Origin of the sequence: Virgisporangium aurantiacum, from assembly GCF_016863635.1 — a bacterium.
Lineage (GTDB): Bacteria > Actinomycetota > Actinomycetes > Mycobacteriales > Micromonosporaceae > Virgisporangium > Virgisporangium aurantiacum.
In genome coordinates this window covers 1-17,820 of the sequence record NZ_BOPG01000020.1, presented here as the reverse complement: position 1 = coordinate 17,820, position 17,820 = coordinate 1, and the positions used below count along the sequence as shown (strand labels likewise).

Annotated in this window: 18 protein-coding genes; 8 read left to right on the top strand and 10 right to left on the bottom strand. The window is 71.3% G+C overall.

What is annotated here, in order from left to right; translation table 11 throughout:
- Positions 1–1,666, top strand: a 1,666-nt coding sequence (locus Vau01_RS15640; RefSeq protein WP_239151611.1) for a polymorphic toxin-type HINT domain-containing protein, incomplete at its 5' end; no start/stop codon positions are given.
- Positions 1,667–1,692: 26 nt separating this feature from the next.
- On the opposite strand, the gene Vau01_RS15635 is transcribed toward Vau01_RS15640, so the two are convergent.
- The 5 genes from Vau01_RS15635 to Vau01_RS15615 all read right to left on the bottom strand — a co-directional run bounded on the left by Vau01_RS15635 (position 1,693) and on the right by Vau01_RS15615 (position 6,781).
- Complete coding sequence (locus Vau01_RS15635) at positions 1,693–2,562, bottom strand: serine/threonine-protein kinase (protein WP_203992729.1); 870 nt, start codon at positions 2,560–2,562, stop codon at positions 1,693–1,695.
- Between the two features lie 9 nt (positions 2,563–2,571).
- Positions 2,572–2,916 (bottom strand): HPF/RaiA family ribosome-associated protein, encoded by a 345-nt coding sequence (locus Vau01_RS15630; protein WP_203992727.1) that lies wholly within the window; start codon positions 2,914–2,916, stop codon positions 2,572–2,574.
- An 84-nt stretch (positions 2,917–3,000) separates the two neighbouring features.
- Complete coding sequence (locus Vau01_RS15625) at positions 3,001–4,704, bottom strand: alpha/beta hydrolase (protein ID WP_203992725.1); 1,704 nt, start codon at positions 4,702–4,704, stop codon at positions 3,001–3,003.
- Between the two features lie 40 nt (positions 4,705–4,744).
- Positions 4,745–5,470, bottom strand: a complete 726-nt coding sequence (locus tag Vau01_RS15620) for a CPBP family intramembrane glutamic endopeptidase (protein WP_203992723.1) — start codon at positions 5,468–5,470, stop codon at positions 4,745–4,747.
- A 57-nt stretch (positions 5,471–5,527) separates the two neighbouring features.
- Positions 5,528–6,781 carry a hypothetical protein gene (locus tag Vau01_RS15615; protein ID WP_203992721.1) on the bottom strand — a complete coding sequence of 418 codons (1,254 nt, stop codon included), beginning with the start codon at positions 6,779–6,781 and terminating at the stop codon, positions 5,528–5,530.
- Positions 6,782–6,998: 217 nt separating this feature from the next.
- Between Vau01_RS15615 and Vau01_RS15610 the strand changes: the two genes are divergently transcribed.
- Together Vau01_RS15610 and ppk2 are read left to right on the top strand one after the other, a co-directional pair.
- Positions 6,999–9,806 carry a cation-translocating P-type ATPase gene (locus tag Vau01_RS15610; RefSeq protein ID WP_203992719.1) on the top strand — a complete coding sequence of 936 codons (2,808 nt, stop codon included), beginning with the start codon at positions 6,999–7,001 and terminating at the stop codon, positions 9,804–9,806.
- Entirely contained in the window at positions 9,799–10,599 is an 801-nt protein-coding gene (gene ppk2 / locus Vau01_RS15605; protein ID WP_203992716.1) for a polyphosphate kinase 2, read from the top strand. The genes Vau01_RS15610 and ppk2 overlap by 8 nt, the downstream gene beginning before the upstream one ends.
- A 63-nt stretch (positions 10,600–10,662) precedes the next feature.
- Here the strand turns inward: ppk2 and Vau01_RS15600 are convergent, their stop codons facing one another.
- Both Vau01_RS15600 and Vau01_RS15595 read right to left on the bottom strand, forming a co-directional pair.
- The gene (locus tag Vau01_RS15600) at positions 10,663–11,151 is read right to left on the bottom strand and encodes a DUF1269 domain-containing protein (protein ID WP_203992713.1); all 489 of its coding nucleotides are present in this window, start codon (positions 11,149–11,151) and stop codon (positions 10,663–10,665) included.
- A 31-nt stretch (positions 11,152–11,182) separates the two neighbouring features.
- Positions 11,183–11,593 carry a DUF7144 family membrane protein gene (locus Vau01_RS15595; RefSeq protein WP_203992710.1) on the bottom strand — a complete coding sequence of 137 codons (411 nt, stop codon included), beginning with the start codon at positions 11,591–11,593 and terminating at the stop codon, positions 11,183–11,185.
- A gap of 159 nt (positions 11,594–11,752) precedes the next feature.
- Between Vau01_RS15595 and Vau01_RS15590 the strand changes: the two genes are divergently transcribed.
- The 4 genes from Vau01_RS15590 to Vau01_RS15575 all read left to right on the top strand — a co-directional run bounded on the left by Vau01_RS15590 (position 11,753) and on the right by Vau01_RS15575 (position 14,427).
- On the top strand, positions 11,753–12,157 hold the full coding sequence (locus Vau01_RS15590) for a hypothetical protein (RefSeq protein ID WP_203992707.1): 405 nt from the start codon (positions 11,753–11,755) through the stop codon (positions 12,155–12,157).
- Between the two features lie 89 nt (positions 12,158–12,246).
- Positions 12,247–12,654, top strand: coding sequence for a DUF7144 family membrane protein (locus Vau01_RS15585; RefSeq protein WP_203992705.1), 408 nt, complete (start codon positions 12,247–12,249; stop codon positions 12,652–12,654).
- Between the two features lie 100 nt (positions 12,655–12,754).
- Positions 12,755–13,330 carry an Rv1733c family protein gene (locus Vau01_RS15580; protein WP_203992703.1) on the top strand — a complete coding sequence of 192 codons (576 nt, stop codon included), beginning with the start codon at positions 12,755–12,757 and terminating at the stop codon, positions 13,328–13,330.
- Between the two features lie 26 nt (positions 13,331–13,356).
- A complete protein-coding gene (locus tag Vau01_RS15575; RefSeq protein ID WP_203992701.1) occupies positions 13,357–14,427 on the top strand; it encodes a YihY/virulence factor BrkB family protein in 1,071 nt (356 codons plus the stop codon).
- On the opposite strand, the gene Vau01_RS15570 is transcribed toward Vau01_RS15575, so the two are convergent.
- The 3 genes from Vau01_RS15570 to Vau01_RS15560 are packed head-to-tail and all read right to left on the bottom strand — an operon-like array spanning position 14,373 to position 16,570.
- The gene (locus Vau01_RS15570) at positions 14,373–15,566 is read right to left on the bottom strand and encodes an AI-2E family transporter (RefSeq protein ID WP_239151610.1); all 1,194 of its coding nucleotides are present in this window, start codon (positions 15,564–15,566) and stop codon (positions 14,373–14,375) included. The two genes, Vau01_RS15575 and Vau01_RS15570, sit on opposite strands and share 55 nt — an antisense overlap.
- Before the next feature lie 26 nt (positions 15,567–15,592).
- Complete coding sequence (locus Vau01_RS15565; RefSeq protein WP_203992699.1) at positions 15,593–16,048, bottom strand: DUF7144 family membrane protein; 456 nt, start codon at positions 16,046–16,048, stop codon at positions 15,593–15,595.
- A gap of 45 nt (positions 16,049–16,093) precedes the next feature.
- Positions 16,094–16,570 (bottom strand): hypothetical protein, encoded by a 477-nt coding sequence (locus Vau01_RS15560; RefSeq protein ID WP_203992697.1) that lies wholly within the window; start codon positions 16,568–16,570, stop codon positions 16,094–16,096.
- A gap of 171 nt (positions 16,571–16,741) precedes the next feature.
- Between Vau01_RS15560 and Vau01_RS15555 the strand changes: the two genes are divergently transcribed.
- On the top strand, positions 16,742–17,820 hold a 1,079-nt coding region (locus Vau01_RS15555; RefSeq protein ID WP_203992695.1), incomplete at its 3' end, for a cation:proton antiporter domain-containing protein.

The window sequence follows — 17,820 nt, the reverse complement described above, 5'->3', positions numbered from 1 at the left end:
CAAGAAGGCCACCGCCGTCTACCACGCGACGACGTCGTACGTCTCGCGCAAGGTCACCACGGTCAAGAAGGCCGTCAAGAAGGCCGTGAAGAAGGTCGTCAAGAAGGTCAAGAAGGCCGTCAAGAAGGTTGTCTCCAAGGTCAAACGGTTCGTCAAGCACACGTACCAGAAGGCCAAGAAGTGGGTCAAGAAGAAGTACAACGCCGTCAAACGCAAGGTGAAGAAGCTCGTCAGGTCGGCGAAGAAGTGGGTCGCGAAGAAGGTCGCCGCGGCCAAGAAGAAGCTGAAATCCGCGTACAACCGGGTCAAGCAGGCCGGTAAGAAGATCGTCGCGAAGACGGTCAGAGCGGTGAAGAAGGCCGCCTCGAAGGTCGCCGACGCCTACCACGCCACCGAGAAGTGGGTGAAGGACCACAAGAACGCCATCATCGAGGTCGCCGCGATCGTGGGCGGCATCGCGGCCGGCATCGCCTGCACCGCCGCCACGGCGGGCGCCGGAGCCGTCGCCTGCATGGTCGGCGCCGCGGCGATCATCAACCTGGCCAAGGACGCCGCGCAGGGCAACATCCACAACTGGGGCGACGCGTTCGGTTCGCTCGGAACCGGTGCGCTGCAGGGCGCGGCGGGCGTCTTCGGCGGCGCCGTTGGCGGAAAGATCGCCAGCGCCCTGGCCGGCAAGCTCGGTTCCGCGGCGGGGTCGCTCGGCGGGCGCATGCTCACCGGCGGGGCCGCCGGCGGCGTCAGCGACGCCGTCACCCAGTTCGCCTCGACCGGCAAGGTGAACCTCCGCGATGTCGGGATGAGCACCGTGCTCGGCGCGGTCACGGCCGGCAGGGGCAAGAGCCGCACGTCCTGTTCCGTTCAGCCGCACAGCTTCTCGCCCGACACGAAGGTGCTGATGGCGGGCGGCGCCACGAAGTCCATTAAGGACATTCGCATCGGCGACCGGGTCATCGCGACCGACCCGGCCACCGGGCGGACCGAGGAGCGGACGGTCACCAAACAGCACATCAACCGCGACCGCGACCTGACCGACGTCAACGTGCGCACCGCGGACGGCAGGACGGCCACGGTGCGGACGACGCAGAAGCACCCGTTCTGGGACCAGAAGGCCAAGCAGTTCGTCGCGGCCGGAGCGCTCATCGGCGCCGTCCTCCTGGGCGCCCAAGCCACGACGACCGACAGCGCCGCCGCGGCACCGACGTCTCCCGTGGTCGAATCCGTCGCCAACTACACCGGCGACCGCATCATGTACGACCTCACCGTCGACGACATCCACACGTACTACGTGGTCGCCGACGACACGCCGGTGCTGGTGCACAACTGCGGCGGCGAGGTCAACGGCGGGCTCCCGGATCACCCCGAGGGCTGCTGGTGCGACGGCCGGCGGTGGCTGGAGCGGGACGCGGACGGTAACACGGTCGTCGCCGATTCCGGCTTCGAGGACCCGATCCAGCGTCGGCGTGACGACGTGGAGGCCCGGGTCGGCGCGGTCCGGCGCGGCGGGGAGTGGGCGGAGGCCGGGGTCGACGTCGGCCACCACGGACCGCACATCGAGCTCAGCGATCCCATCACCCAGCTCGGAATGATCGGCCTCATCTTCTACGAGAGCTGGAAGCTGCGGAAGCGCGGCGGCGGCATAGGTCCGTTCCGCCGACGGCGGTGAGGTAGCCCCGACAGGGGAGCCGGTGGTCAGGGACCGCCGGCTCCCGGCGGCGGATCGAGGACCGGCAGCGGCGGCAGGTACACCTGCGCGTCGACGCTCGCGGCCAGGATGAGGGCGGCGGCCATCGCGGTCGGCCGGCGCGCCGGATCCTTGTCGAGGCAGGCGTGGCAGGTGTCGGCGGCCTCCGGCGGAAGCGCCTCGATCAGCGGCAGCGGGTGCGGCGGCTTGTCGAGGTGGGCGCGGAGGAGACCGTCGTCGGTGGACTCGTTCCACGGGATCAGCCCGGTGAGCGTCAGATAGAAGAGGACGCCGAGCGCGTACATGTCCGCCTCGGGTCCGACCACGCTGCCGTCCAACCGCTCCGGCGCGATGTAGGCGGGTGTGCCGAGCACCAGGCCGTCCGGTGGATGGTCGACGGCGCCGACGCGGGCGGCGATGCCGAAGTCGAGAATCTTCGCCCCGGTGGGCGTGAGGATGACGTTGGCGGGCTTGATGTCCCGGTGCACGATGCCCTGCGCGTGCGCGGCGGCGAGCCCGGCGGCGACCTCCGCGCAGACCCGCACCGCGAACCCCGGGTGCAGCGGCCCCTGCCGCAGGTAGTCGCTGAGCAGCGGCCCCTGGACCAGTTCCATCACCAGGTAGGCGGCGCCCTGACGGCCGCGGCGGGTGGTGCCGAAGTCGTAGACGCCGGCCACGTTGGGGTGCGCGATACGGGCGGCATACCGCGCCTCGTTGCTGGCGCGGGCGAACGCCTCCGGATCGGCCGTGTGCTCCGGCGTGAGCAACTTCACCGCGACGGTCCGGTCCAGCACCTCGTCGTGCGCCTCCCAGACGGGCGCCATCCCCCCGACGCCGAGCTTGCCCAGGAGCCGGTACCTACCACTCAGAAGATCCACGCGGGGTGGTCAGGCCTCGTCCGCCACGTCGAGGTGGCGGATGGACTCCGCACCCTTGTGGTCCTTCGCCCGACCGTACCTGCTCTCGATCACGGTCTTCAGCTTGTGGGCGGCGCCGCTGTACGCCTCGCCCACGGAGGCGGCGTGATGGGTGACGGCCACCGGCTGCTTCCCGGCCGGCCGTGCCTCCATCACGCAGCGCTTGTCGACGTCGCTCTCGTCGCTGAGGTGCACCTCCACGCGGGTGATCTGGTCGCGGAAGTGTGAAAGCGCCGTTTCGACCTGGTCTTCGACATGCTGGACCATTCCGTCACTGACCTTCACGTTCTTGTCCGTGTGGACCTGGATCTGCACGCGTGGCCTCCTCTGGTCTGTTCCGGCTCGAACCGGGACAGGGGGCCGCATACCCACCGGCGCCGGCCGCCATGCGTCGCGCCGTCAACGGATGACGTCGGTGAGGGCGCGGGTGCGGTCGGACGTCCAGCCGTCCGGCGGCAGGACGCGGGCCCAGGCCTCGGCCGTCTGCGTGCCGTAGCTGTGCCCGTGGCCGCCCGGTACGCCGGTCGAGAACACCATGTCGCCCGTCACCTGCCAGAACGTCACGAACGGCAGCCACCGCATCGACGGGAGCACGTCGGCGCCCCTCGGCTCGTCGAGCCAGTCGGGCCGGCTGACGAGCAGCTTGGGCGACCACCACACGATCGGGTCGGAGGGGTGCTGCAGGTAGACCACGCGCGGGGCGTCCCAGGCGGGTGACGGCTGGTCCAGGTCGGTGCCCGGCTCTCCGGCGAACCGCACCGTGTCGCCGTTGCCGTACTGCGGAAGGATCTCGGTGGTGCCGGGCTCGCGGTCGGCCACCAGTTCGCGCCACAGGTCGTTGCTGTTCGGCGGGCCGACGAGCACCATGCCGTCGACGCGGTTGCGGATGTCGTCGACCCCGCTGAACGCCGACTCGGTGCCGAACGAGCCCAGACTCTCGCCGAAGACCAACAATTTGGGACGCTGTGCGGCCGGCAGCTTCGACCAGGCGCCGTACACGGCGTTGAACAGGTCGCGGCCGGCCTCCTTCGCGCGCTCCTTGTCGACCAGGAACGACAGCCAACTGGGCAGGTACGAGTACTGCAGCCCGACGATGGCGGTGTCGCCGTTGTACATGTACTCCAGCGGGTCGACGGCCTGCTCGTCGATCCACCCGGTGCCGGTGGTCGTCACCACGCACAAGATCTTCCGCGTGAACGCGCCGGTCCGTTCCAGCTCGCGGACCGCGAGCGCCGCGCGCTCGCGCGAGGTCGGCGCCGACTCCAGGCCGACGTAGGCGCGGATCGGTTCGCGCGGCGTCGTACCGGAGAACGCCTGCAGTTCGGACGCGCTGGGGCTCCCGGTGACGAAGACCCGGCCCTGCCGGCCGAGCGACGCCCAGGTCACCACCGAACCCGGGCCGCCCGACTGGTTGGCGGAGGTGGGTGACTTGTTGTCGGGCGTTCCCTCGCCGTTGACGGTCTTGAACGAGTTGTCGGTGATCGCGAAGAACCCGTCGATGACGACGCCGTTGAGCACGCCGAGCGCGAGCACGACGACCACCGTGCCGGCGATCACCGCCGCCGCCCGCGCCGGGATCCACCGGCCGAGGAGCCGCCCGAGTGCCCGGCCGCCCTTGCGCAGCAGCCGGAACAGCCCGACCAGGCCCACCCCCAGCAGCACGGCGACCAGGAGGATGACAACGGAACCGGGCCCGGCCGGCGGGTCGACCCCCATCAACCGGTGGATCTCGCGTTGCCAACCGAAGCCGAGGTAGAGGAACACCGCCACGGCGACCGCGGCGACGCCGGCCAGCCACCACCAGGCCATGCGGCCGGGTTCCGGCAGCCGCCGGGTCGTCAACCCCTGGACGAGCCAGACCGCGAGGACGCCGAGGCCGTAGCCGATCGCGGCCGAGATCCCGCCGAGGATGCCCTGCAGCACGGGGCCGCGCGGAAGCAGCGACGGCGTCAACGACAGGCAGAAGAACAGGGTGGCGCCGACGAGGCCCACGTAGCCGTAGTGCCACCGGCCGAGCAGGCGACCGCGGACGCGCGTCCACCGGGACGGTTCCGCGTCCGGCGGCGCCGGTGCGGGTTCGGTGCGGGGTGTCGATCGCGTCATGACACACGTCTCCTCACGATCCTCACGATCCTCACGACCTTCACGAGCCGGTCGACGGCGCCACGCCGGCCGCGACGAGCACGCCGAGACCGTTGACGGCCCAGTGCAGCCCGGCCGGCGCCAGCAGGCTGCCGCTGCGCCGGCGCAGTTCGCACAGCAGCACGCCGGCCGCGCCGGTGAACACGACGGCACCGGCCACCGCCAGCGCCCGCCCGGCGGCACCGGGACCCACCACGTCGGCGACGGCGGGGTTGACCTCGTTGAGGCGCAGCGACGGAAGCACGTGCCAGCAGCCGAACAGCGCCGCGGACACCGCCGTCGCCCGCACCGTCCCGTGCCGGACGCGCACCAGCCCCCACAGCACGCCGCGGAACGCGACCTCCTCGAACAGCACCGTGCCGAGCGGGATCACGACGAACGCGTTGACCAGCGCCGTCCGCACGCCGTCGCGGTACCGCTCGTCGAGGAACGCCGCCCGGGTGGCGGGCACCAGCACGCCCACCGTGTACACGGCGCCGACCACCGCGACCGACACCGCCGCGTACACCGCGCCGCGCCGCCAGGTCCGCGGGTCCAGCCCCACCGCGTCGAGGGTGAGACCGGCCCGCCGGCCCACGACCAGCATCGCGACCGCGCCGACCGGGCCGGCCACCACCATCGTGTGCCGCGGACCCACCCGGCCGGCGAACGCCACCGCGGCCAGCACGCCGACCGCCAGCAGGAGGCTGGCCCGCCCGGCGCGGCGGGTCGGCTGCGCGGTCACCATGCCGGAAGCCTGCGCTTCCGGGCCGGCCCGGTCGTCACCCGCGGAAGATGAGCGCCGTCAGGCCCGGTGCCGGGCATGATCCGGCGGATCCGGCGGATCGTCGGGACCCGGGCCGGGCGGCTCGGGCGGGTAACCGCGGGTGGACGGCCCCGGCGGATACCCGGTTCCGGTCGGCCCGGACGGTTCCGGCGGATACCCGGTTCCCGCGGGTCCGGCCGGCTCGGGCGGATACGCGTGCCGGGGCTGGTCGGGTCGGGGCTGGTCGGGCCGGGGCTGGTCGGGCCGGGTCCCGGCCGGAGCCGGTGAGGCCGATCCGGGCTGGGCCGGCGGCACCGGTCCGGACCGGTATCCGGGCTGGTATCCGGCCTCGTACCCGGCCTCGGCCGGTGGAACCGATCCGGGACCGCCGGCCGGGTATCCGGCCTGCGCCTGCGCGTAGGCGGGCTGGCCCGGCGGGGTCGCTCCCGGCCGTGCCGCCAGCGTCGCCGCCAGGGCCTCCTCGGCCGCGGCCACCCGCGGCCGCAGCAGTTGCCACTCCCGGTCCGCCGCCAGCACCTCGTTCTCCTGGTCGACGGCGAAGACCAGATCCTGCAACCGGGTGCGCACCTCGACCGCCCAGTCCCGGCGCTCCGCGTCGCCCGTTCCGCTGGCGAGGACGTCCCAGCTGCCCATGAGGCTGCCGAGGTCGTCGCGCAGGGGCGGCCAGACCAGCGCGCGCTCCCCGATCGTCGTGGTCACCAGCACGGTCGGCAGCCGGTTCAGGCCGGCCGTGGTCGCGCCCACCAGCGTCGACGCCTCGACGTCCCAGTCGGACCCGCGCCGTTGTCGCCAGATCACCAGGCCGCCGACCCCCAGGCCGATCAGGAGGATCAGCAGCAGGCACCCCGCGTCGGTCAGGCCGGACGTCTCGGAGGCCGCCGCCTCGGTCGACGCCGGCGGTGTGGTGGCCGCGGGCGGCTGGGCCGGGGGAGCGGCCTCCCCACGGGTCGGCTGGACCTGCGTCGGTGGCGGCTGGGCGGTGGTCGGCGCCGGCTCGGGCCGGGTCGTGGTCTGCGGTGGTTGGGTCGGCGGCTGGGTCCGCGTCGCCGGTGGCTGGGCGGTCGGCGTCGCGTCCTGGGTCCGGGTGGGCCGTCCGGTCCGATCGTCGGACGGCGTCTCCGTCTCCTGGTCCGGGGTCCGGGTGACGGACCGGTCGACCGTCGGCCGGTCGCTGGGCGACGAGGAGCCGTCCCCGCCACCGTCGCCGCACGCGCCCAGTCCGAGAACGACGGCCGCCGTCAGCAGCAACGCGCCGGGTACGGACAGCTTCATCGAACGCTCCTCATCGCCGGGACCGGATGTCGTGGGCCGACCGTAGGCGGCCCGCACCGGGCGGACATCGCTCGGCGCGGATGGCTTGCGCGGCGTCCGGTAACCCCCCACCGGCGCCGAACCATCCATGCGGGGTGAGGCGACCCGCGGGAGGTCAACAGACGGTGGAGGACGGGCTCGACGTCACCGGCCCGGTGGCACGGACAGGAGGCGCTTCATGACCGACACGACCAGTGCCGTCGAGGCGGAACCGGACGTCGGTGCCGATGCCCGGCGGCCGTGGTTCACCCAGGACGCCGACGCCGTGGTCGCCGCGATGTCCAGCGACGTCGGTACCGGTCTCGCCGGCGGCGAGGCGACGGCGCGGATGGAGAGGTACGGGCCGAACCGCATCGTCGCGGAGAAGCCGCCGTCGGCGTTGATGATCGCGGTGGCGCAGCTGCGTGACCCGATGAACATCATGCTGGTGGCCGTCGTGGTCGTCAGCTTCCTGATCGGCGAGGTGTCGACGGCGGTCATCGTCGCGCTGCTCATCGCGCTCAACGTGGTGCTCGGCGCGCGGCAGGAGCTGTCGGCCCGCGCGAGCGTCGACGCGTTGTCGCGCCTGCAGGTTCCGCAGGCGCGGGTGCTGCGCGACGGGACGATCGCCCTCGTGCCGGCGGTGGACCTGGTGCCCGGTGACATCGTCCACGTCGAGGCCGGCGACCTGGTGCCGGCGGACGGGCGGATCGTCCACTCCGCGACGCTGGAGGTGCAGGAGGCGGCGTTGACGGGGGAGAGCGCCCCGGTGCCGAAGGGTGCCGAGGCACTGTCCACAGTGGACGTTCCACTCGGCGACCAGTCCGACATGCTGTTCCAGAACACGTCGGTGACCCGGGGCACCGCGACGATGGTCGTCACGGCCACCGGTATGGAGACCGAACTCGGCCGCATCGCGTCGATGCTGAAGTCGGTCGCCCGGACCCGGTCGCCGTTGCAGAAGGAACTCGGCGCGCTGACCAAGGTGCTCGGCACGATCGCGTGGACCGCGGTCGCCTTCATCGTCGTCATCGCCGCGATCCGGGGCATGGAGCTGGACCAGATCCTCCTGCTGGGCACCGCGATGGCGATCTCGGCGATCCCGACCGGCATGCCGGCGTTCGTCTCGGCGCTGTTGTCGCTCGGGGCCCGGCATCTCGCCGACGCGAAGGCCGTGGTGAAGAACCTCGCCGACGTCGAGACGCTGGGCGCCACCAGCGCCATCAACACCGACAAGACCGGCACGCTGACGATGAACGAGATGATGGTCTCGACCATCTACTCCAACGGCACCTGGTTCACGGTCGACGGCGCGGGCTACCGCAAGACGGGCGCGATCGCGTCGGCGGCGGGGACGCCGGTTCCCGACTTCACCCGGCTGGCGCTCGGCCTGGTGCTCGACAGCGACGCCACCGTCGCCGACGACGGCAGCGTGGTCGGCGACCCGACGGAGGCCGCGCTCGTGGTGCTGGCCGCGAAGCTCGGCGTCGACGCCGACGAGACGCGCCGGCTGTACCCGCGCCTGGGCGAGGTCCCGTTCGACTCCGACTACAAGTTCATGGCGACGTTCCACCGGATCCGCGTCGACGGCACCGAACAGGTCTTCGAACTCGTCAAGGGCGGCCCGGACGTCGTCCTCGCGCGCTGTTCCCACGCGGGTACCGTCCTGCACTCGCAGGAGCCGATCGACGCCGTGCGGGCGGACATCGACGCCGCCAACGAGCGCATGGCCCGGAAAGGGTTGCGGGTGCTCGCGTTCGCCGCCCGGATCGTCACCGACGACGAGCTGCCGACCGTGGTGGCCGACCCGATGTCGCTCACCGACGGCCTCGTGTTCGTCGGCATGGTGGGCATGATCGACCCGCTGCGGGCGGAGGCGAAGGCGGCCGTGCACACCGCGCTCGGCGCCGGCATCGACGTCCGGATGATCACCGGCGACCACGCGGTGACCGCGCAGGCGATCGGCGAGACGCTCGGCCTCGGGCCCGGTGCGATCACCGGCACCGAACTGGCGGCGATGGACGACCGCGAACTCGCCCGGCGGCTGCCGGAGTTGCACGTCTTCGGCCGGGTCTCGCCGGAGGACAAGCTGCGCCTCGCCCGGGCGATGCAGGAGCAGGGACTGATCGTCGCGATGACCGGTGACGCGGTCAACGACGCCGCGGCGCTGAAGCAGGCCGACATCGGTGTGGCGATGGGCAGCGGGAGCGAGGTCACCAAACAGGCGGCCCGGATGATCCTGACCGACGACAACTTCGGGACGCTGGTGCGCGCCGTGGAGATCGGCCGCCGCGTCTACGAGAAGATCGTGGCCTACGTGCGCTACCAGATGACCCAGTTGCTGTCGCTGGTGCTGCTCTTCGTGACCGCGACCGCGTTCAACCTGAACGACGGCGTCGCGATGACCCCGTCGATGGTCCTGTACCTGCTGTTCTTCGCGACGGCGAGCGGCGTGTTCATCATCGCCCAGGACCCGGGTGACCCCGACGTCATGCGCCGCCCGCCGCGTGACCCGAAGGTGCCGATCAGCAACCGGAACTCGATCCTCTTCTGGCTGCTGTACGCCGTGACGCTGTTCCTCGGCGCGCTGGTGCCGCTCGTCGCGGGCCCCGACGAGCCGCGTGTCGACGCGCCCAGCGCCGCGCTCACGATGACGTTCGTCGTGATGGGTTTCGGCACCGTCGTCAACGCGATGGCGAACCGGCGCGACCCCGCGAGCGGGCTGGCACCGCCGGTCCTGAAGGCCGCGGCGATCGCGCTCATCCCCGTCGGGCTGATCGTGCTCGCCACCCGCGTCGACTTCCTCCAGGACAGCCTTCTCACCCAACGGTTGACCGGACCGCAGTGGCTGGCCTGCATCGGCCTCACGATGCCGCTGCTGCTGGTCATCGAGGTCGGCAAGTGGATCCGCCGGCGGCGCTCACCGCGGGCCGCCATCGACGTGCGGCAGGCGGTCGAACCGGCCCGGACACGTTCCGACGACAGGACTGGAGAAGGCGATGGCTGAAGTGACCGAACCGCGACGCAAGAAGATGAAGGAGAAGGAGTACCAACGGGAACTCCGCCGCCTGCACGGCGAACTGGTCGCCCTGCAGGAGTGGGTGAAATCCTCCGGTGCGAAGGTGTGCGTGGTGTTCGAGGGCCGCGACACGGCCGGCAAGGGCGGCACCATCAAGGCCATCATCGAGCGGGTCAGCCCGCGGACGTTCCGGGTCGTGGCGCTCACGGCGCCGACCGAGCGCGAACGGTCCCAGATGTTCATCCAGCGCTACCTGCCGCACCTTCCGGCCGCCGGTGAGGTCGTCATCTTCGACCGCAGCTGGTACAACCGCGCCGGCGTCGAGCGGGTCATGGGATTCTGCACCGAGGAGCAGACGCGCACCTTCCTGCAGCAGCTTCCGGCCGTGGAGAAGGCCATCGTCGACTCGGGGGTCATCCTGGTCAAGTACTGGCTGGAGGTCAGCCCCGAGGAGCAGACCCGGCGCCTGAAGAACCGCATCAACGACCCCCGCAAGACGTGGAAGCTCTCCGACCTCGACCTGAAGTCGTACAGCCGTTGGTACGACTACTCCCGCGCCCGCGACGACATGTTCCACGCCACCGACACGTCGTGGGCACCCTGGTACGTCGCGGTCACCGACGACAAGAAACGCGGGCGGCTGAACATCATCACGCACCTGCTGAACACCGTGCCGTACAAGCCGCAGCACCTGCCCGAGGTGACGCTCCCGAAGCGCCAGAAGCCCGACGGGTACAAGGACCCGAAGCTCCCCCTCCACTACATCCCGACCCCGTACTGAGCCATCTCACGCAGGTCCGGCGGGCACCCGAGGTGCCCGCCGAATCGGTTGTGCCGCAAGCGTTCAGTGCTTGCCGAAGGTCTCCAGCAGGACCTCGCGTTCGCCTTCGGTGAGGTTGGTGGAGATCAGGGTGCTGTTCATGCCGTGGAAGCGTTCGCCGAGGCGGTCGAGGTCGCCCTTCTCGGTGACCGCGAACAGCGCCGACGTGCCCTCCGTCAGTTCGGAACGGATCTTCGTCAGCTCGTCCTTGCCGATGCCGGTGCCCTCGGTCGCCTTGCTGAGGGCGCCGATGCCCGCGCCGACGGCGCCGCCGATCACCGGCACGAAGAACAGCGCACCGATCAGCACCCCCCACAGAGCGCCCCAACCGACCCCGCGCCACTGGCCCTCGTGTCCGTGCTCAGTGGACGGTCGTGCCGCGCCGACGGGCCAGGTGACCACCGCGTGGTCGTGGATCTCGACCAGCCCATCCCTCTCCGCGTACTTCAGGGCCGTGGCGGCCTGCGCGGCGCCCTCCGGATCGTTGAACTTCCACACCGTGAACGTCGTCATCGTCCTTCTCCCTTGGTCCGTGCCGGTGCTGTTACACGTGTCGCAGAACTTTGGCCTCACGCCCGTGGACCGTCAACGCGTAGATGACGATGATGTCGAAGGAGAGGGCCATGATGCTCCAGATCGGGTAGGACGAGATGAACGCGAAGTTCAGGATCGCGTTGCCGGCGGCCAGGAGCACACCGACGATGTCGGCCCAGGTGCGTCCGAAGATGACCCCGTAGCCCGTGACGACCAGGAGCAGACCCATTCCGACCAGGACCCAACCCCAGACCGCGTAGTCGACCGTCGCGACCGGGCCGGTTCCGGGGGGACGGTAGTAGTCGGCGTTGAACACGGCGATGAAGCCCTGGATGATGTTGAGGATGCCGGCCGTCGCCATGGCGATTCCGCCGAACGCCACCCAGCCGACCCAGGTCGTGAGACTGTCGCTGTCACGCATTGCACGGGCATCGGGCCGTCGCTTTTGTGTCATCGCGCGGGTACCGCCTTTCGACGTGGATGACGCTGCCGTCGCTGTCACCTTCGGCCGAGCGGGCCGTCGACGGTTCATCCCGCCGGAATGAATGTCTGCGGGCCGTTCGGGTCCACGCTTCGTGGCATGCGACCCATAACGATGACGATCGTGACCGTCGTGGCGGCGACGGCGTTCCTCGGCGGTTGCGCCGGCGAGGAGCACTCCGCTGCCGTCTGCGACAGCTACGACGCGGTGCAGGCCTCGGCCGACGACCTGCGGAACGCGAACATCAGCGAGAACGGCCTCTCCCAGGTGCGCACCGATCTGCAGGCGCTCCGGAAAAACCTGGAGGTACTGCTCGACGACGCGCGCGAGCTCTACGCGACGCAGGTCGACACCGTCCAACTGGCGGCGGAGCAGTTGGCGGGCACCGTCACCGCGGCCAAGGCGGACCCCGGCCCGATGACGCTGTCGGCCGTCGGCGAAGCGGCGGCCTGGCTGCGGGAGACCGTCCACCGCCTCGGCACCGCCATGGCCGACACCTGTTGACCGGGCGTCATCCCGCCGGGAGGAGGCGAGCCCCGCCGACCGGTGCCGACACTGGATCCCACCACCATCACGCCGGAGGGACGACGCGCATGAGCAACTACTCCCGTGCCTGGGTCGGATGGATCTTCTTCGCCGCCTCACTGATGCTCCTGGTCGGACTGTTCCAGGTGCTGATGGGCGTCGTCGCGCTGTTCGACGAGGACTACTTCCTGGTGGCCAAGGACGAACTCCTGGTCCCCGTCAACTTCGCGACCTGGGGCTGGACCCACATCGCGCTCGGCGTCGTGGCGATCGTCGCCGGCTTCGGCGTGATGTTGTCGCAGCTGTGGGCCCGCGTGATCGCGATCTTCCTGGCCATCGTGAGCACCTTCTCCGCGTTGGCGTTCTACGCGGCCACCCCGTTGTGGAACCTGTCCATCATCGTGTTCAACGTCCTCGTCATCTTCGCCCTCATCGTCCACGGCGACGAGGTCGAGGACGCGGCGTTCGACGTCTGAGCCCGTTCCCGGGTGACACGCCATCGGCCCGTCGGTCGACGGGCGGCATCGTCCGTGCCGGATGATGCCGTGATCCGCGCCGGCGGAGAACGTTGGAGGCGTGGGTCGCCGCGTTCACTGGGCCGGGATCGGTCCGAATCCGTTGCGCCGCCGGGTGGACCGGGCCGAGGCGTGGTTCGCGATGGTGCTGACGGTCGCCGTCGTCGCCTGTGGGCCGGTCCTGGTCTGGCGGAGCGGTGAGACCGCCTACGACCGAGCGGCGGCGGCCGCCGACTGGCAACGGAACCGGTTCGTCCCGGTGCACGCGGTCCTGTTGCAGGACACCGGCGACTTCATCCCCGTCTACGGCGAGGACGGAAAGGCGAAGGCTGCCGTCCAGGCGGAGTGGACGGCACCCGACGGCACCCGGCGGGTGGGACCGGTGATCCCACCCGCACCGGGAACCGCCGGCACGACGGTCCTCATCTGGACCGACTCGGCCGGGAACCCCGGCGAACGGCCCGATTCCGACCCGATGGGCGCGGCGATCGGCGTCGGGCTGCTCATCGCGCTGCTCCTCGTGGCCGTGCACGCCGGCGTCCTGCTCGGCGTGCGCTGGTGGCTGGACCGGCGGCGGATGGCGGCGTGGCAACAGGAATGGAAGGACGTCGAACCGCGGTGGAGCGGGCGCCGATGACCACGCGCTCAGGCGGGTGAGAACGCATGTGGACGCGGATCCTCGCCCGGGCCGACCGGTGGCAGCGGCGGCACCCGGCCGTGGCGTTCCCGTACGCGGTGCTGCGCAAGTACGACGACGACGAGGCCGGGCGGGACGCGGCGCTGATCGCGTACTACGGGTTCCTCAGCGTCTTTCCGCTGCTGCTGCTCGGGGTGGCGGTGGTGTCCCGCGCGCTGGTCGGTGACGCGGAACTGCGCCAGCGGGTGGTCGACGCGATCGTGCCGGCGACGCTACGGTCCACAGTGGACGATGCGCTGGCGGCACTGCCGACGTCGACCCTCCCCTTCACCGTCGGCCTGATCGGCCTGCTGTTCTCGGCGAGCGGCGTGGTGTACTCCGTCGACCGCGCGGTGAACCACATCGCGGCCGTGCCCCGGTGGGCCCGCGTCAACGTGGTGGTCCGGCTCGCGCGTGCACTGGTGACGGTGGCGATCCTGCTGGCGGGTGTGGTCGCCGTCGGCGTCCTGACGGTGGCTGTCGCCGCCCTGCCGGGCCTGCCGATGACCGGACGGGTGCTCGGCGCGCTCGGGACCTGCCTCGTCGCCTTCGCCGTTCTGCTGGCGTGCAGCAAGATGCTGCTGGACCGGCCGGCCCCGCTGCGGTCGCTCTGGCCGGCGGCCGTCGTGGGTGCGGTCGCGGTCACCGCGATGCTGAACGTCGGCGCGGTGCTGCTGACCGTCCTGGTGACGGGCGCCGGCCCGGTCTACGGCGGGTTCGCGACCGTCGCGGGCATCTTCACGCTGCTGACGCTGATCAGCCGGGTGCTGGTGTACGCGGCCGAGGCGGCGGCCGTGCACCATGCCCGGCTCTGGCCCCGGTCGCTCGACCCGAGCCTTCCGACCGAGGCCGACGCGCGGGCCCTGCTCCTGTTGTGCCGGGAGCAGGCGCCCGCCGCCGTCCGGATCGAAGCCGTCCGGATCGACGCCGTCCGGATCGACGCCCCACCCCGACCCGCGGACGCCGCGCGGAACCAGCCACGGCACGAGCCCGGCGAGCCGGTTCAGCCCCGGCCCGCTCCGCGCCGGGCGGGCCGCGGCGGGTCGGCGGAGACCTGATCGCCGGTATCGCTGGAGATCAGCGGCCGGACCCACCGGGTGGCCGGGTCGATGTCGACCAGCAGGCCCTTGGCCAGCAGGCTCAACGGGATCGCGAGCAGGGCGCCGAGCGGGCCGAGCACCCACGCCCAGAACATCAGCGAGACGAACGAGACCGTCACCGACAGGCCCACGGCGTCACCGACGATCTTCGGTTGGATGATCGACTGGATCACGAAGTTGATGACGCAGTACAGGGCGACGACCTTGAGGAACAGGTCGGGTCCGCCCTCGAGCAGTCCGAGCAGCGCCGGTGGGATCAGCCCGATGACGAACCCGACGTTGGGGATGTAGTTGGTGATGAAGGAGAGCAGACCCCACAGCAGCGGCAGCGGGATTCCCAGCATCCACAGCATCCCGGTGTCGAACGCCGCGACGATCAGGCCGAACACCGTCGTCACCCAGAGGTAACGCCGCGTGCCCTGTGCGAACGTCCGCAACGCGACGACCACCTGGGGTCGGTCGCGCGCGGCCGTGGCCAACCGGCTGGGGAAGTGCGCGGCGTCCAGGCACATGAACAGGAGGGCCGCGATCAGGAAGACCGCGTTCGACAGGAGGGCGACCACTCCGTCGAAGAGGTCGTCGACCAGGCCGCCCAACGCGCCGGGTTCGAGCTGCCCGACGAGGTCGCGGACGGGTTGCGAGTCCGCGCCGACCGCGCTCAGCCCGTCCAGGAGGTCGCCGCGCAGGTTCGACAGCTCGTCCTGGTAGGTCGGCACGAGGTCGACGAGCCGGGACATCGAGAGAACCAGCGCGCCGGCGAGGAGGAACAGCAGGACGTACAGGATCGTCACCGTCGCCACCGCGGCGAGCCAGGCCGGTGTGCCGAGGCGGCGCAGCCAGCCGGTCACCGGGCTGACGGTGACGGTGAGAATCAGCGCGAGGAGCAGCGGTGACAGGAGACCCGCCGTCGCCCGCATCCCGGCGACCGCGACCACCGCGCCCGCCATTCCCAGCAGGACGACCACGCCGCGGGGCACGGGCTGACGGGCCGGCGGTCCCGGAACGGCCGAACCGATCCGGAGACCGTCCGGCCGCCCGCGGAACCGGGGCGGCCGGAACGGCCGCGCTGGCCCCTGGCCCACGCTGCCCTGACCCACGATCGCACTCCCGGTCGTCGACGGCGTCAGTACTGGGCCTTGACCTCACGGCCGTGCATCGAGAGCGCGTAGATGATGAGGACGTCGACGGCGATCATGATCGTGGCCCAGATCGGGTACGCGGCCAGGAACGCCATGTTTGCCAGCGCGCTCATCACCGCGATGACGATGCCCAGCACGCGGGCCCACATCTGGCCGGCGAAGATGCCGACCCCGGCGGCCGCGGCGAGCAGCCCGAGGACCAGGTGGATCCAGCCCCACGTGGTGTAGTCCAGATCGATGATCAGCCCGTTGCGGGTGACCAGGTAGTACTCGTCGCGGATGATGGCGACGATGCCCTCCATGGCCTGGAACCCGCCGAGCATCACGAGCATCACCCCGGCGAAGATGACCAGGCCGACCCATCCGGTCGGCTCGTTCCGGCGGACGTCGGTGTACGGGGCGGGCGCGGCGCCCTCCTGGCGTTGCTGGGTGTCCGACATGGCGGTCCACCTTTCATTGTGTGTTGGTGACACGGGCCGATCGGGTCACGAGCCCGATCCGCGGATGTGCCGCCGGCGCCGGGGCGCGCGGGGCAGTTCTTTCAGGGCCGCGGTGAGGTAGGGGCCGACGAGCTCCATCCGGGCCGCGTCGACGGTCGCCACCTCGATCCGCGATCCGTCGGTGAGTTCGAGTTCGACGGCGACGGGCCGGTAGCCGCACCGCTTCACATCCAGGACCGTGAGCCGGTAGACGCCGTCGCGGCAGATCCGGCCCCGCAGCCGCACGGAGGTCAGGAGCACCGGACGGTTCCAGACGACGAGTTCGTCGCCCACCCACCGGGCCCGCAACCGGCAGCGCGACCACCGTTCCCGCAACCGCGGCAACTGCCGGTTGCAGCCGGCGGACAGCCTGACCTGGCACCGGAACGCGCCATCGGCGTGCACCACCCGACGCCACCGCAGGTACTGCGTCAGCGCGAGCGCGAGCAGCAGGAGGCACGCGATGGCGAACAGCAACCGCATCACCCGACTGCCTCTCTCCGTCAGATCCGTTTCCTACCGCTGCATGCTCGCCGAGCGGCCGACCCGGCCACGCCATCCCCGGCGGATGACCCGGGCGGTGCGGTGCCCATTCGCACGGCGTTCATCCGCACGGTGCGATGCCCGCGGACCGTCTCCGGGGTGAGGTGAGTCGTGACATCCGGAGTCCTCGCGGCCGTCGGTGCGGCGGTGTTCGCCTGGGGCGTGCTGTCCGCCCGGCTGCAACGGGCCGACCTGACCGCCCCGATCGTGTTCGTCGCCCTCGGTGTTTCGCTGTCCGCCGCGATCTCCACCGAGGGCGCGGAGGCGGAGAGCCTCAAGATCCTGGCCGAGACCACGCTGGTGTGGGTGCTGTTCTCCGACGCCGCCCGGGTCGGCGTGCGGGAGCTCCGGTCCGATGCCGGGCTCTACGTCCGCCTGCTCGCCGTGGCGCTGCCGATCACGGCGGTGGCGGGCTGGCTGTCGGCCTGGGCGCTGTTCGGCGGCCTCGGCCTGTGGCTCGCCCTGTTCGTGGGCGCGGCCCTGGCGCCGACCGACGCGGCGCTCGGCGCCGTCGTCATCACCCATCCCGCGGTGCCGGTGCGGATCCGGCGCGTCCTCAACGTCGAGAGCGGCCTCAACGACGGCATCATCACGCCGGTGGTGCTAGTGGCGCTGGCCGGTGCCGCGTCCGAGCACGGGCACGGCGGCGGCGCCGTGCACGCGCTGGTCCAGTTGGCGCTCGGCGTGGTCGTCGGCGTGGTCGTGGCCGGTGCCGGTGCCGGGGTGCTGCGGACGGCGCGCCGGCGCGGCTGGATCGACGAGGCGTTCGCCGGTCCGGCGGTGCTCGCGCTCGCGCTGGTGTGCTACACGCTGGCCGTCACGATCGACGCCAACGGTTTCATCGCCGCGTTCGTCGGTGGCATCGCGTTCGGCCACGTCGCGGGGCGGGGACATCCGGGCGCGGTGGTCTACGTCGAGCAGACCGCCGGCCTCACGTCGCTGCTGGTGTGGCTGATCGTGGGCGCGGTCGCCGTCCCGATCATCCTGGACCACCTGAGCTGGCAGGTCCTGCTGTACGCGGTGCTGAGCCTCACGGTCATGCGCATGGTCCCGGTGGCCGCGACGCTCGTCGGCGCCGGGCTGAAGCGGCCCGCCGTCCTGTTCATCGGGTGGTTCGGGCCGCGCGGCCTCGCCTCGGTGGTGTTCGCCCTGCTGGCGATCGAGGAAGTCGGTGACGCGGCGGGCGCGGC